The sequence below is a fragment of the Bosea sp. OAE506 genome (assembly GCF_040546595.1).
Classification (GTDB): domain Bacteria; phylum Pseudomonadota; class Alphaproteobacteria; order Rhizobiales; family Beijerinckiaceae; genus Allobosea.
The window spans coordinates 3,740,729-3,754,676 of sequence record NZ_JBEPOB010000001.1; the positions used below are offsets into that span (position 1 = coordinate 3,740,729).

At 68.0% G+C, this 13,948-nt stretch carries 17 protein-coding genes; 10 read left to right on the plus strand and 7 right to left on the minus strand.

Going from position 1 to position 13,948, the window contains the following annotated elements; translation table 11 throughout:
• Positions 1-137 precede the first annotated feature (137 nt).
• The 3 genes from rpmG (at position 138) to ABIE41_RS18165 (ending at position 1,248) form a co-directional block, all read left to right on the plus strand.
• Positions 138-305, plus strand: a complete 168-nt coding sequence (rpmG, locus tag ABIE41_RS18155) for a 50S ribosomal protein L33 (protein WP_038367996.1) — start codon at positions 138-140, stop codon at positions 303-305.
• A 138-nt stretch (positions 306-443) separates the two neighbouring features.
• Positions 444-677, plus strand: a complete 234-nt coding sequence (locus ABIE41_RS18160; RefSeq protein WP_192641673.1) for a BrnA antitoxin family protein — start codon at positions 444-446, stop codon at positions 675-677.
• A gap of 370 nt (positions 678-1,047) precedes the next feature.
• The gene (locus ABIE41_RS18165; RefSeq protein ID WP_192641674.1) at positions 1,048-1,248 is read left to right on the plus strand and encodes a hypothetical protein; all 201 of its coding nucleotides are present in this window, start codon (positions 1,048-1,050) and stop codon (positions 1,246-1,248) included.
• Positions 1,249-1,496: 248 nt separating this feature from the next.
• Here ABIE41_RS18165 and ABIE41_RS18170 read toward each other — a convergent pair whose 3' ends face one another.
• Together ABIE41_RS18170 and ABIE41_RS18175 are read right to left on the minus strand one after the other, a co-directional pair.
• Complete coding sequence (locus tag ABIE41_RS18170) at positions 1,497-2,873, minus strand: PleD family two-component system response regulator (protein ID WP_192641675.1); 1,377 nt, start codon at positions 2,871-2,873, stop codon at positions 1,497-1,499.
• An 18-nt stretch (positions 2,874-2,891) separates the two neighbouring features.
• On the minus strand, positions 2,892-3,263 hold the full coding sequence (locus ABIE41_RS18175) for a response regulator (protein ID WP_192642859.1): 372 nt from the start codon (positions 3,261-3,263) through the stop codon (positions 2,892-2,894).
• Between the two features lie 144 nt (positions 3,264-3,407).
• Between ABIE41_RS18175 and ABIE41_RS18180 the strand changes: the two genes are divergently transcribed.
• Both ABIE41_RS18180 and ABIE41_RS18185 read left to right on the plus strand, forming a co-directional pair.
• On the plus strand, positions 3,408-3,698 hold the full coding sequence (locus tag ABIE41_RS18180) for a DUF3572 domain-containing protein (RefSeq protein ID WP_192641676.1): 291 nt from the start codon (positions 3,408-3,410) through the stop codon (positions 3,696-3,698).
• Positions 3,695-5,053: a DNA polymerase IV gene (locus ABIE41_RS18185; protein ID WP_465247094.1), complete on the plus strand. Its 1,359-nt coding sequence runs from the start codon at positions 3,695-3,697 to the stop codon at positions 5,051-5,053. Before ABIE41_RS18180 ends, ABIE41_RS18185 begins: the two co-directional genes overlap by 4 nt.
• Here ABIE41_RS18185 and ABIE41_RS18190 read toward each other — a convergent pair.
• Positions 5,010-5,846 (minus strand): cell envelope integrity EipB family protein, encoded by an 837-nt coding sequence (locus ABIE41_RS18190; RefSeq protein ID WP_354192721.1) that lies wholly within the window; start codon positions 5,844-5,846, stop codon positions 5,010-5,012. The two genes, ABIE41_RS18185 and ABIE41_RS18190, sit on opposite strands and share 44 nt — an antisense overlap.
• A 247-nt stretch (positions 5,847-6,093) precedes the next feature.
• Here ABIE41_RS18190 and ABIE41_RS18195 point away from each other — a divergent pair, with 247 nt between their 5' ends.
• From ABIE41_RS18195 to ABIE41_RS18215, 5 genes are all read left to right on the plus strand, one after another.
• Complete coding sequence (locus tag ABIE41_RS18195; RefSeq protein ID WP_192641677.1) at positions 6,094-6,567, plus strand: RidA family protein; 474 nt, start codon at positions 6,094-6,096, stop codon at positions 6,565-6,567.
• Positions 6,567-7,346, plus strand: a complete 780-nt coding sequence (locus ABIE41_RS18200) for a glycerophosphodiester phosphodiesterase family protein (RefSeq protein WP_192641678.1) — start codon at positions 6,567-6,569, stop codon at positions 7,344-7,346. The genes ABIE41_RS18195 and ABIE41_RS18200 overlap by 1 nt, the downstream gene beginning before the upstream one ends.
• Entirely contained in the window at positions 7,343-8,554 is a 1,212-nt protein-coding gene (locus tag ABIE41_RS18205; protein WP_192641679.1) for a GNAT family N-acetyltransferase, read from the plus strand. Before ABIE41_RS18200 ends, ABIE41_RS18205 begins: the two co-directional genes overlap by 4 nt.
• On the plus strand, positions 8,547-9,356 hold the full coding sequence (locus tag ABIE41_RS18210) for a 2'-5' RNA ligase family protein (protein WP_192641680.1): 810 nt from the start codon (positions 8,547-8,549) through the stop codon (positions 9,354-9,356). The genes ABIE41_RS18205 and ABIE41_RS18210 overlap by 8 nt, the downstream gene beginning before the upstream one ends.
• 61 nt (positions 9,357-9,417) lie before the next feature.
• Positions 9,418-9,846, plus strand: a complete 429-nt coding sequence (locus ABIE41_RS18215; RefSeq protein ID WP_192641681.1) for an HIT family protein — start codon at positions 9,418-9,420, stop codon at positions 9,844-9,846.
• A gap of 9 nt (positions 9,847-9,855) precedes the next feature.
• On the opposite strand, the gene ABIE41_RS18220 is transcribed toward ABIE41_RS18215, so the two are convergent.
• From ABIE41_RS18220 to clpA, 4 genes are all read right to left on the minus strand, one after another.
• Positions 9,856-10,230, minus strand: a complete 375-nt coding sequence (locus tag ABIE41_RS18220; protein WP_192641682.1) for an AzlD domain-containing protein — start codon at positions 10,228-10,230, stop codon at positions 9,856-9,858.
• On the minus strand, positions 10,227-10,949 hold the full coding sequence (locus ABIE41_RS18225) for an AzlC family ABC transporter permease (RefSeq protein ID WP_192641683.1): 723 nt from the start codon (positions 10,947-10,949) through the stop codon (positions 10,227-10,229). The genes ABIE41_RS18220 and ABIE41_RS18225 overlap by 4 nt, the downstream gene beginning before the upstream one ends.
• A gap of 153 nt (positions 10,950-11,102) precedes the next feature.
• Positions 11,103-11,381, minus strand: a complete 279-nt coding sequence (locus ABIE41_RS18230; RefSeq protein ID WP_192641684.1) for a hypothetical protein — start codon at positions 11,379-11,381, stop codon at positions 11,103-11,105.
• A 4-nt stretch (positions 11,382-11,385) separates the two neighbouring features.
• Positions 11,386-13,938 carry an ATP-dependent Clp protease ATP-binding subunit ClpA gene (gene clpA, locus ABIE41_RS18235; protein WP_192641685.1) on the minus strand — a complete coding sequence of 851 codons (2,553 nt, stop codon included), beginning with the start codon at positions 13,936-13,938 and terminating at the stop codon, positions 11,386-11,388.
• Between the last annotated feature and the right edge of the window lie 10 nt (positions 13,939-13,948).

Here is a 13,948-nt window from a genome sequence, read left to right on the forward strand (position 1 = left end):
GCAGGCGGGGCGCAGCGATCCGCCTTGACTTCGGCGCCCCTTTCCGGCATTCCCACGCCCGACGGTTTGCCGGGCTCGCCCGGCCTTTCTCCTTTTTCGTGGGCCTCACCCGCCCCGCATGGTTCGAGGATATCCCCATGGCCAAGGCCGTGACCATCAAGATCAAGCTGCTTTCGACCGCCGACACCGGCTTCTTCTACGTGACGAAGAAGAACTCGCGCACGATGACCGAGAAGATGTCGAAGAAGAAGTACGACCCGGTCGCGCGCAAGCACGTCGAGTTCAAGGAAACCAAGATCAAGTGAGGCTTCGGCCCCGCTGATGCCGGTCCTTCACGAAAACCGCCCCCTCAGGGCGGTTTTTTGTTGCGCCATGGCCTGCCTCGGCGCTCAGCCCGCCGGTCTTCCTCGATATCCCCTCGGCCCCCGAAGGATTCTCGCGCTATGAGCAACGACCGGCCACGCCGCCCCCTCAGCGCGCGAGACAAGGCGGAAGCCCTCTTCGCCGCCCCGAAGCCGCCGGCGCCCGAGCCCGTGGCGCAGCGGACCGCTCTTCCCGGAGCGCGCGAGCTGGTCTCGCTGCGCATCGACAGCGATGTGCTCGAACACTTCCAGAGCGAGGGCCCGGGCTGGCAGGACCGCGTCAACGCCGCGCTGCGGCGCGCCGCCGGCCTTTAGCGCCCCGCGTTACGGACAGCCTTCAGCCTTGTTGGATGGCCGCGGCAGGGTGATGCCGCGAGGCAGAGCGCCCAGTCGAATACAGGCATGAGCCGGTCCCTCGATCGAGGGTGTCATGCCAGCATCCCCGCATCGGAACGCAGGATGCGCAGCGTCGACAGGGTATCGCGCGGCCGCCACCGCCGTGATGACCCTAGGGCAGCACAGCAAAACCTTGGGCGACCAGAGCCGAATCTCGTGCTGGTTTGGCGACGACTGCGGCGGATTTATCACGCAGTGGCCGGTTTCTTGCTGGCACCATGGCAGTCGATGCTGGCCGTCGCCATGTCAGGCGAGGCGGCGGATTCTTCACGCCTCCCGGAGCACGCTCATGACAACCGGTGTTCCCCCATCCGAACCGCGCAGCACGCCCCATGGCACGGGGCGGCGCCTGCTGAAAATGATGGTCGAGATCGATTCCTCGCGCTTCCTCGGCAACCGTGTCGTCGCGGCGGCGATGCTCGTGGGGATTCTCGCGATCTTCGCCGGCATCGGCTACGGCCTGCCGGCCTTGCTCTCGCAGTATTTCTGAGCGAGGGCGAGGTGGCCGGCCGGTGGCGGTTCTGAGGAGGCCAGAATGTCCGCAACCGACCGGCCGAGCCCTCCGGGTTCCCAGGAGATGCGGCGGACCTGAGAGCCGAGGGGCGTCTCGAGGCAGCGCATGACGCTGCGTCGCCCGAACCCTTGCAGCCCCGTGGCGCGCGAATCAACAGTCCTGCAGCGATTCACCAATGTTGTTCGGAGCTTAACCTTACCGGGTAACCAGTCAGAGTCCGAAGCTCAGGCCGCGTTGGCGGCGATGACGCGGTTCCGGCCGTTCGCCTTGGCGAGGTAGAGCGCGTCGTCGGCACGCTTCATGATCTCGGCGGGCGAGGCATCGCCGGCGCGCCGGCTCGAAACGCCGATCGAGACCGTAACGGGAATGGAGGACGTCCCGCTCTTGATCCCGAAGGGCTCGCCGACCACGCGCTCGCGGATGCGCTCGGCCACCGCATAGGCGGCGTCGAGAGCGGTGTCGGGCAGCACCACGACGATCTCTTCCCCGCCCATCCGGGCGACGAGGTCGATGCCGCGGGTGCAGGCGCGGACGCGATCAGCGAACTCGCGCAGCACCTCGTCGCCGGCATCGTGGCCATAGCTGTCGTTGACGCTCTTGAAGTGGTCGATATCGAGCACGAGCAGAGCCAGCGAGCGCGCCCGCAAGGCGGATTCGTCGAACAGCGCCGCCATGCGGGTGTCCATGTAGCGGCGGTTGTGCAGACCGGTGAGCTGGTCCATCACGGCCATCTCCATCGAGGACTGCACGCTGTCGCGCAGCTTCTCGGTGAAGCGCTTGCGCCGTACCTGGGTGCGGACGCGGGCCAGGAGTTCATTGCGGTCGATCGGGCGGATCAGGAAGTCATGCGCGCCGATCTCGAGCCCGCGCAGGATGCGGGTGCGGTCCTCCGCCTCCCCCATCATCAGCACGGAGACGTTGCGGGTGCGTTCGAGCGAGCGCAGCTGGCTGCACAGGCGCAGCCCGTCGAAGCCCTGCAGATCGAGGCTGACCAGCACGCTGTCGAACTCGCCCTCGACAGCGCGCAGCAGCGCCTGCTGCGGGTCCGGCTCGACCTCGACGACGTGGAAGGCCGAGAGGGCGGTCTCGAGGCGCTCGACCACGCGCGGCCGGTCCTCGATGATCAGGATGCGGCCGTTCAGCCCGGATTCGGAGGCCGCGGCGGCCAGCGGATCGGCAATGCCGAGGCGGCGCGAGGCGAGCGCGCGGTTGCGCAGCTCGTCCGTCATCGACTTCAGCCGCACGAGGCTGCGGACGCGGGCAAAGAGCGCGGTGTCGTCGAGCGGCTTGGTCAGGAAGTCGTCGGCGCCGGCGTCCAGCCCTTTGAGCCTATCGCCCGGCTGGTCGAGCGCCGTCACCATGACCACGGGGATATGGGCCGTGATCGCCTCGCTCTTGAGGCGGCGGCAGACGTCGAAGCCGTTCATGCCCGGCATCATCACGTCGAGCAGGACGATGTCGGCCTCGCCACGCTCGCAGATCGCGATCGCGTCGGGGCCGTTTAGTGCAGTGACGACGTCGAAATACTCAGAGGAGAGCTTCGCCTCCAGCAGCTTCACGTTGGTGATGATGTCGTCGACGACCAGAACGCGCGCTGACATGGCTTGCCCTTCGAACGCTCAGGCCGCGCCGGCATAGGCGCGGACGATCTCCAGAAACTTGGCGACCGAGATCGGCTTGGAGAGATAGGCCTCGCAGCCGCCCTCCCGGATCCGCTCCTCGTCGCCCTTCATCGCGAAGGCGGTGACCGCGATCACGGGGATCGCCTTCAGGTCGTCGTCCTCCTTGATCCACTTGGTCACCTCGAGCCCCGAGACCTCGGGTAGCTGGATGTCCATCAGGATCAGGTCGGGACGGTGCGTGCGCGCGAGCTCGATCGCCTCGATGCCGTCGGCCGTCTTCAGCGTGGCATAGCCATGCGCCTCGAGGAGGTCATTGAAGAGCTTCATGTTGAGCTCGTTGTCCTCGACGATCAGAACCGTCTTCATGATGCCGCCCTTCATTTGCGCCACGGACAGGGGTCGGACCCCGATTGCCCAAGCTGGCAGCCTCGTTCCATGATGACTGCCTAGCATGTAAGCCGTTGACGAAACGCAAATCCCCCGACCGATTCCGACAGGAGCCTTCCGACCGCCATGGCGAGACCCCCGAGCCACGACGACGCCGAGATGCTGGCCCTGCGCGCGCTGGGGTTTCTCGCCGCCGAGCCCGAACGGCTCGAGCCCTTCCTCGCCACGACGGGGCTCGGACCGGCGACATTGCGGGCCGCGGCCGGTGACCCGGGCTTCCTCGCCGCGGTGCTCGACCATGTCGGCGGCAGCGATTCGCTGCTGCTCGAATTCGCCGCCAATGCGGGCGTGAACCCGGAGACAGTGGCGCTGGCGCGGGAGCGGCTGGGCGGGCCACCCGCCGGCGAGCACGGTTGACCGCGCCTGCGCAGGGCGTGGCGCGGCGCGTCCTGTGCCGCGACTGCCTGCGCGACCATGAGGGCGACGAGGCCGAGCCCCGGCGCTGCCCCGCCTGCGGCTCGCCGCGCCTGCTGCGCCACCCCGAGAGGGACAGCCTCAGCCTCGCCCATATCGACTGTGACGCCTTCTATGCGGCCGTGGAGAAGCGCGACGACCCCTCGCTGATCGACAAGCCGGTGATCATCGGCGGCGGCAAGCGCGGCGTCGTCTCGACCGCCTGCTACATCGCGCGGACCTATGGCGTGCGCTCGGCCATGCCGATGTTCAAGGCACTCAAGGCCTGCCCCGAGGCCGTGGTGGTCAAGCCGGACATGGCCAAATACGTCACCGTGGGCCGGCAGGTGCGCCGGCTGATGCAGGAGCTGACGCCGCTGGTCGAGCCGATCTCGATCGACGAGGCCTTTCTCGATCTCTCGGGCACCGAGTTGCTGCATCATGCGAGCCCAGCCGTGACGCTGGCGCGCTTCGCACGTCGCATCGAGTCGGAGATCGGCATCACCGTCTCGGTCGGGCTGTCCTATGCGAAATTCCTGGCGAAGGTCGCCTCCGACATGGACAAGCCGCGCGGCTTCTCTCTGATCGGGCGGGCGGAGGCCGTGTCCTTCCTTGCCGCCAAGCCGGTGGGCCTCATTCCCGGCATCGGCCAGGCGAGCGCGGCCAAGCTGGCGGAAGCCGGCTTCAGGCTGATCGGGGATTTGCGCGAGGCGCCTGTCGACAAGCTGTTCCGGCTGGCGGGCAAGGACGGCCCGCGGCTGAAGAACCTCGCCAACGGCATCGACCCGCGGCGCGTCACGCCCGACCGGGAGACGAAGAGCGTGTCCAGCGAGACGACGCTCGATATCGACCTGTCACGCTTCGAGGAACTGGAGCCGGTGCTCTGGCGGCTCTGCGAGAAGACCTCGAAGCGCCTGAAGCATCAGGAGCTGGCGGGACGGACGATCACGCTGAAGCTCAAGACGGCGGATTTCCACTCGATCACCCGCGCGACGCGGCTGCCGGAGCCGACCCAGCTCGCGGCGCGGCTGTTCACGGCGGGACGGGAGCTGCTGCGGCGCGAATGCACCGGCCCACGCTACCGGCTGATCGGCATCGGGGCGAGCGACCTGACCGGCCCGGAGGAGGCCGACCATGGCGATCTCGCCGATGTGGCGACGCCAAAGCTGAAGGCGATGGAGGGCGCGCTCGACAGCCTGCGCGCCCGCTTCGGCGACGCCGCCATCGGCAAGGGCCTGAGCCTGCGCCTGCCGCAGCGGGTCGGTGACGGAACCGCTATTTCGCGCAATCCGCTTGAGGCAGAAGATCCAGACGCGTGAGCGTGCCGCGCAAGGCGAAGTTGCCGTAGTCGAGCCGGACCGCGCCGGTGACTCCGTTCTCATAGAGTTCGAAGGAGATCGTGTAGCTCGGCGTCGTCTCGCCCGAGCCAACCTTGAAGTAGGACATCGTCACCGGCCAGCGCGCCAGCTTCTCGAATTCCGACCGCTGGAGCGGTTCTTCGGCAGGTTTGCCCTCCAGCCTGCGGCCGATGACGGAGAGCGTCTCGTAGACGTCCTTGCCGCCATTGGCGCCGTCATAGAGCCGGACGTTGAGCGTGTTGCGGCCCTCGCGCGCCGCCTGGATGACGGCCTTCATCTGCGCATTGGGAAACAGCGCCGCCACCGGCTCGACATGGGTCTCGGGCTTGGGCGCGGTGAGCTTGACCTCATAGCCCGCCCCCGAGCGAGTGGCCGTGCCGTCGACGGTCTCCTTCGGCGCGCCGCTGGCGGAGCTCTCGGTCTTGAAGCGGTAGCTCGCCCCGTCGCCGGCCTCGAAGCTGGTGGTGCGCGCATCGATCAGGCGCGGGCCGCTCTCACCGCTCTGCAACTGCGTCACCTGTCGGAAGGAGAGCGCATAGCCCTCGCAGGCATCGCCGGTGAAATCGAAGGCGATCCGGCCGCGGGCCGAGTCGACGTTCTTGGCCGCCTTCCCGGCATCGAGCACCAGATCATAGACGGCCCGGTGCGGCGCCAGCACGATGCGTTCGACAGGCTGGGGCTGGGCCATCGCCGCGCCGGTCCAGAGCGTCACCACCGCGAGACATCCGGTGAGGCCTGCTGCGTTCGTCGTCATGGGCGCGCCGTTTCCGTTGCTGAACACTCCGAATCTAGGTGCATTGCCGCAATGGCGCAAACAAGGCGGTCGCCGGCCGCCGCGGTGCCGCTCGCGCGCAGCGGGCGGCGGGATGGCGCATGGCCGCGCGCTTGCGGGCGGGGCGGGCATCGGCCATGAAGGAGGGGTCCCGCAACCGGCTCGTGCTTCACCGCGCCGCCTCTTGCCGGGCCCGCATCACGCCAGCCGCTCCGGTGGAGTTTTCCCGATGAACGCCGTCGATACCAAGCTCGCCGAACTCGGCATCACCCTGCCCACGCCGGCCGCGCCGATCGCGAACTACGTGCCCTATGTCATCACCGGCAATCTCCTGGTGATCTCGGGGCAGATCTGCTTCGGCCTCGACGGCAAGCTCTCCGATGCCCACAAGGGCAAGCTCGGCGCCGAGATCTTCAATGAAGCTGGGCTCGAGGCCGCGCGGCTTTGCGCCATCAACGTGCTGGCCCAGGCCAAGGCGGCGCTCGACGGCGATCTGAGCCGGATCACGCGCTGCGTTCGCCTCGGCGGGTTCATCAACACTGCCCCGCATTTCGCCGCCCTGCCCGCGATCATGAATGGCGCGTCGGACCTGATGGTCGAGGTGCTCGGCGACAAGGGGCGCCATGCCCGCTCGACGATCGGCGTGGCGCAGCTGCCCGCCGATGCGGCGGTCGAGGTCGAGGCGATGTTCGAGATCGCCTGATGCGCGGCCCTCTCCTGAATAACGGCGCACGGCCCGATCTCGGCTGGCTGGTCGCCCGCCCGATCGCCCATCGCGGACTGCATGATGCCGTCGCCGGCGTGATCGAGAACAGCGGTCCGGCGGCCGAGGCAGCCATCGCCCACGGCTTCGGCATCGAATGCGACATCCAGCTCAGCGCCGATGGCGAGGCGATGGTGTTCCATGACTTCGTGCTGGACCGGTTGACCGAGCGCCAAGGCGCCGTCTCGGCGCAGACGGCGGAGGCGCTCGCCGCGATTCCGCTGCGCGGCAGCCAGGCGCTGATCCCGACACTGTCGGGCTTCCTCGACCTGATCGGCGGGCGCGTGCCGCTGGTGATCGAGATCAAGAGTCGTTTCGACGGCGATCTCCGGCTGACGCAGCGCGCCGCCGAGATCGTCGCCGGCCGCGCCGGCCAGCCGATCGTGTTCAAGTCCTTCGATCCCGAGATCGTCGCGGCGCTGCGCGAGATCGCGCCGGGCGTGCCGCGCGGGATCGTCGCAATGAACGACTATTCCTATCCCGACTACGCCCATCTCGATGCCGGCCAGCGCCGCGCCATGGCCAATCTGCTGCATTTCGAGCAGAGCCGGCCGGACTTCCTCTCCTGGAAGGTGGCCGATCTCGACAGCGCGGCCCCCTATCTCTGCCGCAATGTCGTCGGCATGCCGCTGATGAGCTGGACGGTGCGCACGCCGGAGGATCGGGAAAAGGCCGGGCGCCTCGCCGACCAGATGGTGTTCGAAGGCTTCACGCCTTGAGCGAAAGCGGGGCCGGCGACCTCAGGGTGCGCGTCGCGACCTCGCTGAAGGCGGTTCCGGCCGCGGCCTGGGATGCCTGCGCCCATCCACAGGCGCAGGACGCGATGCCGGCCGGGCTCGACCGGGAAAATCCGTTCGTGTCCCATGCCTTCCTGCGCGCGCTCGAGGAGAGCGGCTGCGTCGGTGGGCGCTCGGGCTGGTCCCCGGCCTATCTGCTGGTCGAGGATGGCGAGGACCGGCTGCTGGCCGCCGCGCCGAGCTTCCTCAAGAGCCACAGCCAGGGCGAATATGTCTTCGACCACAGTTGGGCCGACGCTTATCAGCGCGCAGGCGGGCGCTACTACCCCAAGATCCAGGTCGCGGCACCCTTCACCCCCGCCACCGGTCCGCGCCTGCTGGTCGCGCCGGGCCCACGGGCGGCAGAGGCCCGTGCCGGCCTGATCGCCGGGCTGGAGGCGCTGTGCGACCAGACGGAAGCATCCTCCATCCATGTCACCTTCGCGCAGGAACCCGATGTCGCGGCGCTGAGCGAGGCGGGCTATCTGGAGCGGCACGACCTCCAGTTCCACTGGTTCAATGAGGGTTTCGCGACTTATGACGACTTCCTCGCGACCTTGGCCTCGCGCAAGCGCAAGGCGCTGAAGCGGGAGCGTCGCGAGGCGCTGGCCGCCGGGATCACCATCGAGGTGCTCAGCGGCAGCGACCTGACCGAGGCGGTCTGGGACGATTTCCATGCCTTCTACGAGGACACCGGCTCGCGCAAATGGGGCCGCCCCTATCTGAACCGGGCCTTTTTCTCCTGCGTCGGCGCGGCGATGGGCGAGCGCATCGTGCTGGTGATGGCGAAGCGCGAAGGGCGCTACATCGCGGGCGCGATCAATTTCCGCGGCGCCGACACGCTCTACGGCCGCAACTGGGGCTGCATCGAGGACCACCCCTTCCTGCATTTCGAGGTCTGCTACCATCAGGCGATCGACTATGCGATTGCGCAGGGGCTCGCCCGCGTCGAGGCCGGCGCGCAGGGCGAGCACAAGCTCGCGCGCGGCTACCGCCCCGTGGTGACGCGCTCTTTGCACCATCTGGCCGATCCCGGCTTGAAGCGCGCAGTGGCCCATTACCTGACGCGTGAGCGGGCGCAGATCGCCGAGGGCCAGGCGGCGCTGGCAGACGAGAGCCCCTTCCGCAAATCCGGAGACGGCGATGTCTGATCCGGAGGCCTCCGCAGCATCTATCGGGCTGACCTTCTGCGCGGATGGCGAACTGGGCTATCGGCGCAGCCTGACCGACTTCGCGCAAGCGCCGCTGATACTGGACGAGCCCTACCGGCTGGCGCATCTGCCACTGGTGGCGCCCAACCATCCCCGCGTGATCGCGCGGCAGGAAGGGCGAGCCTACGAGATGGGCGTCCATCCGCCCGTCTTCTCGTTGGTCCTGCCTATCGATGGAGCCCGGCTGGCAGCGTCGGAGCCCTTCCAACAGCTCGACGCCGAGATGCGTGCAGCACCGTTCGCGCCCAGGATCGCCTGGGATATCCCGCCGCGACGGTCCGATCGGCTGCATGCGACCCTGTGCGGCACGCTCTCGACCGGCGACGCGCCGGTGATCTCGGACGACGCCCGTCGGGCCCTCGCCCGCATCGAGCCCTTCGCCGTCGATCTGCGCGGCCCCTTCTCGGGCAACGTCAACCGCGGGCGGATTTATCTGCGGGTCTATCCAGAGAAGCGGGACGGGCTGAACCCGATCCATGACGTCCAGGCTGCCTTCGGGCGACCGCCCGGTGATCTCTATCTCGTCGGGCTCTACAATTTGACCGACGATCTCGACGCCAGCGAGACCGCAGCGCTCGCGGAGATCATCGCGCGCTGGTGGGATGTGTCGCTGCTGCGCTTCATGGTGACGGATCTCTGGCTGCTCGGCGCCCGCGACGATCTGGTGCTGGATTCGCAGATCACCGAAACATTGTCGTTGCGCGCTGACGAGCGCTGCTCTCCCGAGGCGCTCCAGCCTTGACGCTGACCGCCCGCCCGCGACAGGTTGGCGTCCCCTGTTCCTCGCCTGATCCGGAAACCGCATGAGCGCCTACGACACCGACAACGTTTTTGCCCGGATCCTGCGCGGCGAACTGCCTTCCCATACTGTCTATGAGGACGAGGCGACGGTCGCGATCATGGACATCATGCCGCGCGCCGACGGCCATGTGCTGGTGCTGCCCAAGGTCGCCTGCCGCAATGTGCTGGACGCGCCGCCCGAGGCGCTGCAGGCCGTGGCTTTGACGACGCAGCGGCTGGCGCGCGCGGTGAAAGCCGCCTTCGCGGCCGATGGCGTGACGATCCAGCAGTTCAACGAGGCGGCCGGCGGTCAGGTCGTCTTCCACCTTCATGTCCATGTCATCCCCCGTCATGACGGCGTGGCAATGCGCCCGCATACCGGCGCCATGGCCGATGCCGATGTGCTCAAGGCGAATGCCGAAAAGATCCGGTCGGCGCTGACGGCGTTCTGACCGGCCGGCTCAGGGGGCCAACAGCCAATAGGCGCCGCCGATCAGCGTCGCCTCCCCGGCCAGCACCGCCAGCAGCACACGCCGGCGGTCGAACAGCATGATCGCGAGCGTGACCGTCAGCGCCGCAACCCGAAGGGCGAGCGGCACAGCGGCCAGCGCGCCGGGCGGCGCCACGATCAGCTTGGCGACGATGCCGGCGAGCAGGGCCGTCGCCACCGCCCGCACCCATTCCAGTGCCGGCGAGTCGGCGTCGATCCGTCGCGAGAAGGCCACCGCGAGCCAGCGCCAGATCTCGGTCGGCAGCACGGCAAACAGCACCAGCGCGAGATAGGGCCAGAGCGGGCCGTCGAGCCACGGAATGGGCTGCGTGATCGTCGCTGTCATGGCGCGGCCTTCTTCGGCCGCAGCGCGAAGGCGATCGAGCCCGCGATCAGCCCTGCGACGATCAGGTCGAAGCCACCGCCGATGAAGCGGTCGCAGATCGGCGCGAGCGCGAGGCCGAGTACGATGGCCGCACCATCACCCCGATGGCGCAGGCCCGCCGTGAGCGAGGCGAGGAAGAAGATCGGCGTCAGGCAGAGCAACCCCGCAGCGAAGGGAATCGGCAGGGCGCCGATCAGATAATAGCCGAGGAAGGTGCCGACCGAGCTCGTCGCCATGCAGGTGTTGGCGAAGCCGAGGAAATAGGCGACGCGCTGGGGCGGCGGCACATGCGGCAGCCGGCGCAGCCCTTCCGTCCAGGCGGTCACCGCCACGTAATGCGCGAGCAGGAGCTGCATGCCCACCCCCTGCCCGGGCCGGCGCAGCAGCGGCAGGATGGCGACCGTCATCGGCAGGAAGCGCAGCGAGGCGAAGCCGACCGCGATCGCGATCGCGCTCCACGCCGCGCCGGCCGCGATCGAGGCGAAGAAGATGACCTGCGAGGGGCCGGCCCAGACCAGCATGGTCGAGAGAACAGCGACCTCGACGGGGTAGCCGACATCTCGCGCCAGCGAGCCGACGCCGATCAGCCCGAAGCCGACGACCCAGGCCGGGAGCGACAGCGCATCGCGCATGCCGGCCAGCGCGACGCGCCACCAGCTCCACTCGGCGGATACGGTCATCGTGGGATCAGCTCGCGGCCCGTTCGGTCAGTGAAAAGCGAGCACAAGCGAGATCGAGGTGCCGCGGCACCTCTTCTAGCGTCCCTGGCGGAGCGAACCGAGCCTTCATGATGGACAGTCAGCCCTGCGCCGGCTGCAACAGAGCAGGCGCTTTCAGCGGCCGCCCTTCATGACCATGCCCAGCAGCTCATTGCCGAAGTCGACGATCTCCTTGGGGATACCGCCGACCGCCTTAACCCCGAGATAGATCAGGTAGATGAAGGCCGGGACGAGGATCCAGCCCAGGATCTCCTCGAACACCTTGCGACGGCGGCGACGCCGGTCGCGCTTCTCGAACCAGCTCAGCTTTTCCTTGCGCGCCGGAGCGGCCTGCTCCGGCGCTGGCTCGGCCGCATGGGCCAGCAGCGTATCGGTCTTGCGCCTAAAGAACACGGTCTCAAGCCTTCGTCAGCGGGACCTTCGGGACGGTGCGGACGGAGCGCTGGGCCTTGGGAGCCTCCGGCCCCTTGCCGCCATCGCCCTTGCCGCCACCGTCACCCTTGCCCGCCTTGCCGGCGGGCCCGCTGCGGCGTGGCGCAGCAGGAGCCGGCTTGGCCGCGGCAGCCTTGGCGCGCGGCTTGCGCTCGCGCTTCTCGGCCGCGGCGGCGACGTCCTTCTCGGGCTTGGGCTTGACCGGCCCGTCGGGGAATTCGAGCCCCAGCACCTTGATGCCCGTCTCCGACTGCACGACGACGACGCGGACTGCGCCGCCGTTCTTCAGCCGCCCGAACAGCACCTCGTCGGCGAGCGGCGTCTTGATCGTCTGCTGGATCAGGCGGGCCATCGGGCGGGCGCCCATGGCCTCGTCATAGCCGTTCTCGACCAGCCATTCGCGGGCCTCGTCGGAGAGCTCGATCGTGACGTTGCGGTCGGCGAGCTGCGCCTCGAGCTGCAGCACGAACTTGTCGACGACGCGCGCGACGACCGTCTTGGGCAGATGGCCGAAGGACACCACCGAATCGAGCCGGTTGCGGAATTCGGGCGCGAACAGCTTGTTGATTGCCTCCGTGTCGTCGCCTTCGCGCTTCTGGCGGGTGAAGCCATAGGCGTTGCGAGCCATGTCGGCGGCGCCGGCATTGGTCGTCATGATCAGGATGACGTTCCTGAAATCGACCTGCTTGCCGTTGTTGTCGGTCAGCTTGCCGTGGTCCATCACCTGCAGAAGGATGTTGAACAGGTCGGGATGGGCCTTCTCGATCTCGTCGAGCAGCAGCACGCTGTGCGGATGCTGGTCGATCTGGTCGGTCAGGAGCCCGCCCTGGTCGAAGCCGACATAGCCCGGAGGCGCGCCGATCAGCCGCGAGACGGTGTGGCGCTCCATGTATTCCGACATGTCGAAGCGGATCAGCTCGACGCCGAGCGAGGTCGCGAGCTGGCGTGCGACCTCGGTCTTTCCGACGCCGGTGGGGCCGGCGAACAGATAGCAGCCGATCGGCTTCTCGCCATCGCGCAGGCCGGCACGGGCCAGCTTGATCGACGACGACAGTGCCTCGATCGCCTTCTCCTGGCCATAGACGGTGCGCTTGAGCGTGGTCTCGAGATTGCGCAGCACCTCGGCATCGTCCTTGGAGACGGTCTTGGCCGGGATGCGGGCCATGGTAGCGATGGCCGCCTCGATCTCCTTCACGCCGATCGTCTTCTTGCGCTTGTTCTCAGCGACCAGCATCTGCGAGGCGCCCGTCTCGTCGATGACGTCGATGGCCTTGTCCGGCAGCTTGCGGTCATGGATGTAGCGCGCAGACAGTTCCACCGCCGCCTTGATGGCGTCGTTGGTGTAGCGGAGCTTGTGGAACTCCTCGAAATAGGGCTTCAGCCCCTTCAGGATCTCGACGGCGTCCGGGATCGAGGGCTCGCTGACGTCTATCTTCTGGAAGCGGCGCACCAGCGCCCGGTCCTTCTCGAAGTACTGGCGGTACTCCTTGTAGGTGGTCGAGCCGATGCAGCGCAGGCTGCCCGAGGCGAGTGCCGGCTTGAGCAGGTTGGAGGCGTCCATGGCGCCGCCCGAGGTCGCACCGGCGCCGATCACCGTGTGGATCTCGTCGATGAACATGATCGCCTTGGGGTGGGCCTCGATCTCCTTCATCACCTGCTTGAGGCGTTCCTCGAAATCGCCGCGATAGCGGGTGCCGGCCAGCAGCGTGCCCATGTCGAGCGAGAAGACAGTCGCGTCCTCCAGCACCTCGGGCACCTGGCCGCGGGTGATCTTGAGTGCGAGCCCCTCGGCGATGGCGGTCTTGCCGACGCCGGGGTCGCCAACCAGCAGCGGGTTGTTCTTCTGCCGGCGGCAGAGGATCTGGATCGTGCGCTGGACCTCGGCCTCGCGGCCGATCAGCGGATCGATGCGGCCATCGCGGGCCTTGCGGTTGAGATTGACGCAATAGGCGTCGAGCGCGCTTTCCTTCTTCTTCTTGTCCTTGTCGGCGTCGTTGCCGGGGTCGGCGGCGCGCGAATCGCGCTGCTGCTCGGGCTCCTCCTCGACGCCGCGGACCGGCCTCGCCTCGCTCGCGCCGGGGCGCTTGGCGATGCCGTGGCTGATGTAGTTGACCGCGTCGTAGCGCGTCATGTCCTGCTCCTGCAGGAAATAGGCGGCGTGGCTCTCGCGCTCGGCGAACATGGCGACGAGCACGTTGGCGCCGGTGACCTCCTCGCGCCCCGACGACTGGACATGGATGACGGCGCGCTGGATGACGCGCTGGAACCCGGCCGTCGGCTTCGAGTCGTCGCGCCCGTCGGTCACCAGATTGGCGAGTTCGGCGTCGATATAGTCGACGAGGCTGCGCCGCAGCGTGTCGAGATCGACGCTGCAGGCGCGCATCACTGCCGCCGCGTCCTGGTCGTCGACCAGGGCCAGCAGCAGATGTTCCAGGGTGGCGTATTCATGGTGGCGCTCGTTTGCGAGCGCCAGAGCCCGGTGAAGCGCCTGTTCGAGACTGCGCGAGAAACTCGGCACGGATTGCGCT

Excerpts from the sequence above, each read along its gene's own strand:
- ABIE41_RS18195 (WP_192641677.1), top strand. The coding sequence starts at position 6,094 with ATGAACGCCGTCGATACCAAGCTCGCCGAACTCGGCATCACCCTGCCC.
- ABIE41_RS18220 (WP_192641682.1), bottom strand. The coding sequence starts at position 10,230 with ATGACAGCGACGATCACGCAGCCCATTCCGTGGCTCGACGGCCCGCTC.
- ABIE41_RS18170 (WP_192641675.1), bottom strand. The coding sequence starts at position 2,873 with ATGTCAGCGCGCGTTCTGGTCGTCGACGACATCATCACCAACGTGAAG.
- ABIE41_RS18225 (WP_192641683.1), bottom strand. The coding sequence starts at position 10,949 with ATGACCGTATCCGCCGAGTGGAGCTGGTGGCGCGTCGCGCTGGCCGGC.
- ABIE41_RS18215 (WP_192641681.1), top strand. The coding sequence starts at position 9,418 with ATGAGCGCCTACGACACCGACAACGTTTTTGCCCGGATCCTGCGCGGC.
- ABIE41_RS18210 (WP_192641680.1), top strand. The coding sequence starts at position 8,547 with ATGTCTGATCCGGAGGCCTCCGCAGCATCTATCGGGCTGACCTTCTGC.
- ABIE41_RS18165 (WP_192641674.1), top strand. The coding sequence starts at position 1,048 with ATGACAACCGGTGTTCCCCCATCCGAACCGCGCAGCACGCCCCATGGC.
- rpmG (WP_038367996.1), top strand. The coding sequence starts at position 138 with ATGGCCAAGGCCGTGACCATCAAGATCAAGCTGCTTTCGACCGCCGAC.
- ABIE41_RS18180 (WP_192641676.1), top strand. The coding sequence starts at position 3,408 with ATGGCGAGACCCCCGAGCCACGACGACGCCGAGATGCTGGCCCTGCGC.
- ABIE41_RS18190 (WP_354192721.1), bottom strand. The coding sequence starts at position 5,846 with ATGACGACGAACGCAGCAGGCCTCACCGGATGTCTCGCGGTGGTGACG.
- ABIE41_RS18160 (WP_192641673.1), top strand. The coding sequence starts at position 444 with ATGAGCAACGACCGGCCACGCCGCCCCCTCAGCGCGCGAGACAAGGCG.
- ABIE41_RS18200 (WP_192641678.1), top strand. The coding sequence starts at position 6,567 with ATGCGCGGCCCTCTCCTGAATAACGGCGCACGGCCCGATCTCGGCTGG.